Consider the following 7180-nt stretch of genomic DNA (forward strand, 5'->3'; position numbering starts at 1 on the left):
CGGTTCGTCGGTCGGCTAATTGCCATCAACCAATGGATTCTGCCCTTTTGCTTTTGCGCTTTACCTTATTACCCTTTATCTTGCACGTTTATCCTTTACCCCGTGGCCTGCTGGCGAATGAGCCGTTGGACAGCGGTGAGGGTGCGGTTGAGTTCGGGGCCTTTGTAGGTGGGGTTGGCCTCAAAGGCTCGTTGTTCTTGCTCTAGCATCAGCACGTCTTCGCGCACCAGCCGCCGTAGCACAAAACTGGCGGAGTTGGTAAAGGCGTTTTTGAAGAACCGCCGCACGGGGATAGGGGTCTTATGCAGCTTGGGGAAGCGCCCCAGGGAGGTGAAATGTAGGAGATAGGCACGGGTGTGGGTTTCGCTGATGGGGCAGAAGAGGCAGTAGATTTTGAAGTCTTCCCCTAGGGTAGACATCCAGTGGGGATAGTAGTAGTACACATCGAGGGGTTCGGGGTGCAGCTTCCGCAGGGAAGGAAACACCAATTGGGTGGCCGACCAAATTTTGTCGATGCGGTAGTAGCTTTCGGCGTCGTAGTGGGCGTGGACGTGGCGATCATCGGCCTCTAGGCCCGCCAAAACGGGGTTGGCCCACACCTGGGCTCCGCCATGGAGGTGGCCGTGGTACATGTCCATTAGGTTCTCGATCAAAAACGAGTAGTGGCACTGCACATCAATAATCGCCACGGAACCAATGAAGTTCAGGTGGTCAAACTCTGGCACCCCCATGGGCTTGACCTGATCCGCTAGGGTGGCTTCTCCCGGAAATAGCCAGATAAAGCCGTCCATCTCCTGCACGGGATAGGTGCGTAGGGTGCAGGTGGGCAGCTTTTGCTGGGGTTCTAGGTAGGGAATGTGGGCGCAGGTGCCGTTGGGGGCAAACCGCCAGCCGTGGTAGGCACAGGTGATGTGGTCGCCCTCGATGGTACCTTCACTGAGCTTGACCTGGCGATGGGGACAGCGATCCTCCACAGCCACGGCCCGACCCTGGCTGTCGCGATAGAGCACAATGGGTTGATGCCAGAGGGTGCGGGCGAGGGGCTTGTCCATCAGTTCCCCGCTCTGGGCCACCACATACCAGTGGTTGAGGTTCACCCCCAACTGCCGCAACGCTTTGGCCTTAGGCCGTTCCAGTGGGCCATCATCCCCGGCCTTCGCCGTCACCGATTGCAGGTCAATTACATCCATCACTAAACTCGCTTGATAAGGCTGGCTTGATCGGGGTTCTCACGGATGTGAGCTACGATCAGAGGATAGGTAAGACTTGGCTCAACCGCCCCCTGACACTCCTTCGATGTCTACTTTACGGAGCAGAAGCCGATTCGTAAACTAGCATCGCCGATCAAGGTGGATCCTCCACGGTCGAAGGGTCTCCGCAGCGGATCCACAGCCTTAGTCGGGGGCGGATCGGCTCCGGCGTCGGTGTTCCCCGCTGGTTGCCAAGGACGTGCTAAAATCCCCTCTGCTAGCGGGGTTCAGTGGCTCTGTGACCCTAGATAGCCACGCCCCACGTTCTGAGCGTCGTCTTAGCTTCCCTGCCGATCCAAGCCCTCACCCAGGACATTGCCCCATGTCAGTTACTACCACACCCACGCCCTGGAATATTCGTGATCGCACCTTTGCCTGGGGAAGTCGCACCTACATCATGGGCATCCTCAACGTCACCCCCGACAGTTTTAGCGATGGGGGCCAGTTTGACACCGTAGATCGGGCCGTGGAACAGGCACGGCACCTCGTCCACAACGGTACTGATATCGTCGATATTGGCGGCCAGTCCACCCGTCCGGGGTCAGAGTCGATCTCGCGGGAGGAAGAGCTAAACCGGGTGATCCCCGTCATCGAAGCCATCCGGGCCGATGGGGATGCAACCCTACGCCAAGCGGTGATCTCCGTCGATACCACCCGTTCCGCCGTGGCCAGGGCCGCTGTGAAGGCCGGGGCTGATGTGGTGAACGATATTTCCGGCGGCACCTACGACCGCGCCATGCTCTCCACCGTGGCGGATCTGGGCGTCCATGTCATTCTCATGCACCTGCGCGGCACCCCCGCCACCATGCAGCAGCACACCGACTATCAGGATTTAATCGGTGACATTTACGAATTTCTGGAACGCCGCATCGAAGACGCCATTGCCGTGGGGGTGAAGCCCAGCCGCATTGCCATCGATCCGGGCATCGGCTTTGCCAAAACTCACCCCCAAAACATCGAGATTCTGCGTAATCTGGCTAAATTTCGGGGGCTAGACAGTCCCCTTTTGGTGGGGCCATCGCGCAAGAGCTTCATCGGTGGGATTCTCGACCAACCCGACGCCCAAAAACGAGTGTGGGGCACGGCGGCGGCCTGTTGTGCGGCCATTGCGGGCGGGGCCGATATTCTCCGAGTCCACGATGGGGCGGAAATGTATGATGTGTGTCGGGTCGCCGATGCCATCTGGCGGTCGGCCTAGGCGGTTATTTAGGACTTCTACTTAGGACTTCACCCCCATGTCAACGGAATTGATTACGTGGCTGGTTGTGGTGCTGGGCATTTTGGGCTTTGGCATGGGGTCGATGCTGGTGGCCTATCGTTGGCCAGCGGGGGCCACGGTGCTGTTTCCGGCCCCAGTCACCGAGTTATCCATCCCCATGACAGAACAGGCCAGAACGCTGTTTCAGGCTGGAATCGACGCCTTTGAACAGGGACGCTATGCCCAGGCCATCGGCCAATTTAGTGAGGTGATCGCGCTAGAGCCCACTTGCGCCGAAGCCCTCTACAATGGCGGCCTCGCCTACGCCAACCTAGGTAACGATAACCTGGCGGTGCAGGCTCTCCTCCAAGCCAGCGACCGCTACAACCAACAGGGCACCAAGGCAGGGCTGGATCGGGTGAAGTATGCCCTAGAACAGGTAGCCGTACGGCAAAAGCACCGCCGCACCGCCAAGGATCAGGCTGGACAGAACCAGGTTGATCCGAATCGGGCTGAGCCGAATCAGGCAGGGAAAACCCGTGGCTAAGCAGCGGCTCGATGTGCTTTTGGTAGAACGGGGGCTGTGTCCCTCCCGGCAGCAGGCCCAGCGGTTGATCCAGGCCGGAGAGGTGCAGGTCAACCATGCGGTGGTAGACAAACCCGGTACCCCCGTGGCCGAGGATGCGGAGATTCAGGTGAAGGAAAAATCCCCCTACGTGTCGCGGGGAGGCGAAAAGTTGGCCAAGGCACTGACGGAGTTTCCTATCGCTGTGGCGGGTCGGGTCGCCCTGGATGGCGGCATTTCCACCGGGGGCTTTACGGACTGCCTCTTGCAGGCTGGGGCCAGTCGGGTCTACGGCATTGATGTGGGCTATGGCCAGGTGGCCTGGGAACTGCGCCAGAATGAGCGGGTCATCCTCAAAGAACGCACCAACCTGCGCCACCTCAGCCCCGACGATCTCTATCATCAGGACGATCCCCGGCCCGACCTGGGGGTGATGGACGTATCGTTTATCTCCCTCACCAAGGTATTGCCCGCCTTTTGGGCCTTGCTGGTGCCCCCCCGTGAGGTGGTACTGCTGGTGAAACCCCAGTTTGAGGTGGGGCGTGATCGCATCGGCAAAAAAGGCGTGGTGCGCGACCCTAAGGATCACGCTGCCGCCCTGGCGATGGTGTTAGAGGGTGCCCTCACCCTAGGCTGGCAGTATCGGGGCGTGACTTGGTCGCCCTTAGTAGGGCCAGCGGGCAACATTGAATACCTCCTGTGGCTCGATCAGCCTGATACCTCAACCGAATTGCACCCCCAACCTGCCCCCGCTGCGGATCCGCTGCCCCCCAACCCAGCCTCCCTCCCTCCCTCCCTGAATTTACTCCACCTGGCCCTCCAGGCCCGTGCGGCCCTAGGTTAAGCGACCGAGTTACCCCCATCGTGATCTGTAGATCTACGGTGATGGTGAATGCTTGGCCTTACCCCTGATTCAACCTCAGTAGATCACAAACTTATGCTGTCATAGGTAGATATACAGCCCGGACAAGGGGGAAATGTCGCTCAACGCCCTGGCGGATGAAGGAGAGCATGGTTTTGAGGGGGAAACGTTCTTGAAAGACCCATCTGCCACCGCGCCGGGTCACACTGACGGCCTGCCACAGGAGGTACACCCAGAGATTCACCAAGATAAAGGCTAGAGAGACGTAGAGCAGTCGCAGCACGGGATTCTTGGTGGTCGAGCGGATAGCCGCTGGTGGCCTCGTTAATCAGCACCGGATAGTACATGCGGTGGCCGTAATAGCCCTGGAAACAACTCAGTGGCTGATGGCCATGGGTCGGCGTGTCCCAACCATCAATATCCAGCACCACCTCCACCGGGAGGGGTGGCATAGCTGGCAATGAACGTATCCACGAAAAACCGTTGACACCTTAAGGCGCTCATTGGCTTGACGCACCAGCAGAATGCCCGCGTCTGAACTCAGTTCCAGGTCGGAAAATTGAACGCAAAGCGGGCGGGGCTGATAAAAATCAAAGGGCCGTTCCGTTTCCCACGCTGTCATGGCAGGATACAAGCACTTATTTGGTTGAAGAGCCTGATCCGAAAGCGGTTCAGGCTCTTTTTTCTGTGCCTCTTTTACCCTTCGTGAATAATCCAGGCTAGAGTATCGGTTCAGGGTTGAGAGAAACCCGATTGCTTCGTCGGTGTGCCTACAAGATGTGGCCTTCCCAAGCGTAGACATCGGGTTTCTGTACCGGCGTTTTAGGAAAGAACAGGATCGTCCCTTCCTAAAGCCTTAGTTCAGGGTTGACTTAGGCAAAAATGCTGCTGTCAAGCCCCTGCACACCAGCAATCACCCCCAGCAGTTCGTTGGCGTTGCCCAGCACTAAGGTATCGGTGAGGCCATCGTTGGTAAACAACCGCACATCGGAGACGCTTAGGTTGCCCAACACAATCTGGTCAACGCCGACCTCAAAGTCGGTGATGGTATCCACCCCTTCCCCGGCGTTAAGAACGAACTTGTCCCGACCGCTTCCTCCGGTTAGGATATCGTCGCCGAGGCCTCCGTCTAGGAGGTCATCGCCAGCGCCACCGCGCAGAATGTCGTTACCGCTAAGGCCGCGCACGATATCGTCGCCGCCCAGGGCGTTGATCACATCGTCCGAACCGTTTAGACCATGAACTTCATTGTCATCGTCGGTCAGGAAGGTGACGCTGTTCTTATTCCACAAAAAGCGCTGGTTTGGATTGTCATTAAAGACATCAAAGCTGTCTTCAAAACCAGACTCATCGCCAAAGATGATGTTGCCCAAATCGACGTTGCCGCCAGTCTGCTGACGCAGATTATCCAGTTGGTTGAGGGCAAAGTTGGTCAGGGTCACTAGCGTACCGGACTCGTCACCCAGGAAGGAAATTTCTAGGTCATTTCCATTCTGGTGGAGCTGCAAGTTGACTGCCGTGAACTCTGCGCCGCTGAATTTGAGGGTGTCAACTTCGGCGATGGTCTCAGCCGTGGGCCGCGCACCGAGGCCAATGCCACCGAACCCATCAATGCGGATGGTGTCGCCAGCGGCGATTTCAAAGGTAACCTGGCCCTCCGTTTCGCTGGGGGGAAAAGACAGCACTGACTCAATGGCAAAAATTGAGGTGGTACCGCTGATTTCGTTGGAAACCACCAGCAGCGCTTCGCCCGTGGGGCTATCTTCCGCTGAGATGAAGGTCAACCCTTCAGGCCCCAGGTCACCCGCCGTCCCGGCCCCAGCGTCGCCACTGAAGTCGCGGGGGTTGACGTACTGTACAAAGCTGGAATTAGCAGGATCAGTGATGTCATACACCATGATGCCGCCAATCCGCTCCAACCCGATGAAGGCATAGGTTTTGCCGTTAACTTCACCAATCGCTACCCCTTCGGGTTCTGGCCCTTTGTTATCGCTGCGGTTGTCGAAGGTTCCGTTTTCGTCGTTGGTGGCGTTGAAATCCGCTGGGAAGGCTTGCGCCGTGATTTGCTCGAAGGCGTCGCCGCTGTCGAACACCAGATTACCTGCACGGTCATAAATGCTGAAGGAACGGCTGCCGTAGGCATAAATCTGATCAATGTCACCATCGCCATCGGTGTCGCCATCGATGGAAGAAATCGTCAGGCGACCGAGCTGATCATCATCGGCAATGTTGGGGTTCGCATCGGTGATGCTGGAGTCCAGGGCAAGGCCGTCACGCCCGAAGGTTTCGACATCGCCCAAATCCTTCAGACGGATCGCATCCCCTAAAGGACTACCTGCTTGGTCATCGGCATCGCCGCGATCATCTCCTTCGTTAGCGATAACGTAGTAGAGCTGCCCGTTGGCTTCATAGACCGCGATTGCATCCGGCATAGACAGACCAAACACGGGCCAGTTCTGGATGTTGATGGCGTCATCGCGATCACTGGCGTCAATCCCATTACCTGGCTGGCTGTGGTCAATCAACGTCAACGGTTGAATTTCAGTCACGGTGGCGGATTCAATGTCCACCACTGCAACCGCGTTGGCCTCTTGCAAGGTGACGAACGCCGTGGTGCCATCGGGAGAAATCGCGATGTATTCCGGCTCGACATCTTCCGATAGGGTCTTGCCAGGGAAAATCCGCAGCCCATCGGCCACCAGAGCATCCTGCTGGGCATTGAACGCTGTGAAGTCGGCGGTGGTCGCCGTGAAGGTCGCTACATCGATGATGCTGACGGATCCTTCGGGGTCTACGCCCTCTCCCGGTTCCCCTTCGTTGGCCACCAACACTTTGGAACCGTCGGGGGTGAAGGTGAGCATATCTGGCAGAGCACCTACGGTCACATTGGCGACCACGGTAGGATTGGCGAAGTTGGTTTCGTTGGCGTTAAAGAAAACAACACTGCCAGGATCCGTCGAAGGATCCGCTTCGATGGCGACGGCCACTAAGCCATTGCTAACGGCCACACTATTGGCACCACCCCCGAAGGCGGAAGCATCAATGGCCCCTAAAAAGACGGGGCTGCTGGGGTCGCTTAGGTCGTAAACGTCGATTGTCGTCGCCCTGACTGCCTGACAGAAGTGGGTGAAAGGCTTGAAACCTCGTGCTGCGAGGGGGAAAAGGTGAGGTGACATGAGACGCTGGAATTGCATATCCCAGGGTCTTTGCCATGCCAGCCACCACCTGTCTCTATGATCAAGTGCTGTCCTTGCTGCGTCAATATAGCCATCGTCGGGATCTGCGACACCTCAAGGCCTTGGCGT

Annotated in this window: 5 protein-coding genes and 1 pseudogene; 3 read left to right on the forward strand and 3 right to left on the reverse strand. The window is 57.8% G+C overall.

Annotated features, from left to right (window positions below; all coding sequences use genetic code 11):
• Positions 1 to 95: 95 nt before the first annotated feature.
• On the reverse strand, positions 96 to 1190 hold the full coding sequence (locus H6G62_RS17660; protein ID WP_190497512.1) for an aromatic ring-hydroxylating dioxygenase subunit alpha: 1095 nt from the start codon (positions 1188 to 1190) through the stop codon (positions 96 to 98).
• 382 nt (positions 1191 to 1572) lie between these two features.
• Between H6G62_RS17660 and folP the strand changes: the two genes are divergently transcribed.
• Genes folP through H6G62_RS17675 form a run of 3 tightly spaced genes read left to right on the forward strand, consistent with a single transcriptional unit; the run spans position 1573 to position 3857 of the window.
• Positions 1573 to 2448, forward strand: a complete 876-nt coding sequence (gene folP / locus H6G62_RS17665) for a dihydropteroate synthase (protein ID WP_190497514.1) — start codon at positions 1573 to 1575, stop codon at positions 2446 to 2448.
• 37 nt (positions 2449 to 2485) lie between these two features.
• Positions 2486 to 2995, forward strand: a complete 510-nt coding sequence (locus tag H6G62_RS17670) for a tetratricopeptide repeat protein (protein WP_190497516.1) — start codon at positions 2486 to 2488, stop codon at positions 2993 to 2995.
• Positions 2988 to 3857, forward strand: a complete 870-nt coding sequence (locus H6G62_RS17675; RefSeq protein ID WP_190497518.1) for a TlyA family rRNA (cytidine-2'-O)-methyltransferase — start codon at positions 2988 to 2990, stop codon at positions 3855 to 3857. The genes H6G62_RS17670 and H6G62_RS17675 overlap by 8 nt, the downstream gene beginning before the upstream one ends.
• Positions 3858 to 4174: 317 nt before the next feature.
• Here H6G62_RS17675 and H6G62_RS27965 read toward each other — a convergent pair.
• Positions 4175 to 4367: pseudogene (locus H6G62_RS27965) on the reverse strand (transposase); the annotation flags it as partial.
• A gap of 380 nt (positions 4368 to 4747) precedes the next feature.
• The gene (locus H6G62_RS28365) at positions 4748 to 7069 is read right to left on the reverse strand and encodes a choice-of-anchor I family protein (RefSeq protein ID WP_347239371.1); all 2322 of its coding nucleotides are present in this window, start codon (positions 7067 to 7069) and stop codon (positions 4748 to 4750) included.
• Positions 7070 to 7180 lie beyond the last annotated feature (111 nt).

Source organism: Phormidium sp. FACHB-1136, from assembly GCF_014697375.1.
Taxonomy (GTDB): Bacteria; Cyanobacteriota; Cyanobacteriia; order Phormidesmidales; family Phormidesmidaceae; genus Nodosilinea.

Bases quoted from the DNA above. Each gene is read 5' to 3' on its own strand.
- H6G62_RS17670 (WP_190497516.1), top strand. From the start codon at position 2,486: ATGTCAACGGAATTGATTACGTGGCTGGTTGTGGTGCTGGGCATTTTG.
- folP (WP_190497514.1), top strand. From the start codon at position 1,573: ATGTCAGTTACTACCACACCCACGCCCTGGAATATTCGTGATCGCACC.
- H6G62_RS28365 (WP_347239371.1), bottom strand. From the start codon at position 7,069: ATGCAATTCCAGCGTCTCATGTCACCTCACCTTTTCCCCCTCGCAGCA.
- H6G62_RS17660 (WP_190497512.1), bottom strand. From the start codon at position 1,190: ATGGATGTAATTGACCTGCAATCGGTGACGGCGAAGGCCGGGGATGAT.